Source organism: Arthrobacter sp. Y3223164, assembly GCF_059091005.1.
Genome location: NZ_JBNHGF010000654.1, coordinates 1 through 983 on the forward strand (window position 1 = coordinate 1; position 983 = coordinate 983).

The window sequence follows — 983 nt, forward strand, 5'->3', positions numbered from 1 at the left end:
CCGCCGTGCGCTCCGCCAAGGCGCGGGCGCCGTCGTCGTCGAGGCAGGCCACCAGGGTGCCGTCGGCCGGAAGCAGTGCCGTGAACCGGTCGAAGGAGGCGTACACGGCCTCGGCCGACCCGTAGTGGTCCAGGTGGTCGGCCTCCACGTTGGTCACCACAATGACCTGCGGACGGTAGTTGAGGAACGATCCGTCGGATTCGTCGGCTTCGGCGACGAACAGTTCGCCCTGGCCGTGGGCGGCGTTGACGCCGAGCGCCGCCACGTCGCCGCCTATGGCGAACGAGGGTTCACAGCCGGCCGCCTGCAGCATCACGGTCGCCATGGCCGTGGTGGTCGTCTTGCCGTGGGTGCCGCCGACGGCGATCAGCCGCTTCCCCTCCATCGCGGCGGCAAGCGCCACCGAGCGGTGCACGATGTTCAGGCCGGCGGCGGCAGCGGCCTGCAGTTCGGGGTTCTCCGGCCGGATGGCGGTGGAGACAACCACCGTGTCCGCGCCGGCGACATGGCCGGCCTCGTGGCCCACGAAGACGGTCGCACCGAGGGCCTCCAGCTGGCGCAGGACCGCCGAGTCGCGCGCGTCCGAACCGGAGACCGGCACGCCGCGGGCCAGCAGGATCCGGGCGATGGCGGACATTCCGGCGCCGCCCAATCCGATGAAGTGCACGGCGCCGAGGTCGCCGAACGGCAGCCGGGCGGTGGTGTGGAAATCAACGGCTTTCATCTGTGTTCCTCCCTGCTGCCTCGAGCACCAATTGTGCCATTCGGGTGTCTGCGTCGCGGATTCCCAGGGTGTGTGCCGCGGCGGACATCTGCTGCAGCCGCTCCGCGTTTCGCAGCAACGGGATTAGTTCGTCCGTGACCCAGCGGGGTGTGAACCCGCCGTCGCGGACCAGCACGGCCCCGCCGGCGGCCACGAGGGAGGCCGCGTTCAGGGCCTGTTCGCCGTTGCCGTGCGGCAGCGGCACCAGCACGGACGGCAG

The 983-nt window shown here is 71.1% G+C and carries 2 protein-coding genes; both read right to left on the reverse strand.

The genetic code is table 11. The features are described 5' to 3' along the window. Positions 1–724: Mur ligase domain-containing protein (locus AC5RUJ_RS17170; RefSeq protein ID WP_494156356.1), on the reverse strand; the 724-nt coding region annotated here is incomplete at its 3' end. Then, positions 711–983, reverse strand: a 273-nt coding sequence (locus AC5RUJ_RS17175; protein WP_494156357.1) for a glycosyltransferase, incomplete at its 5' end; no start/stop codon positions are given. The genes AC5RUJ_RS17170 and AC5RUJ_RS17175, both read right to left, overlap by 14 nt.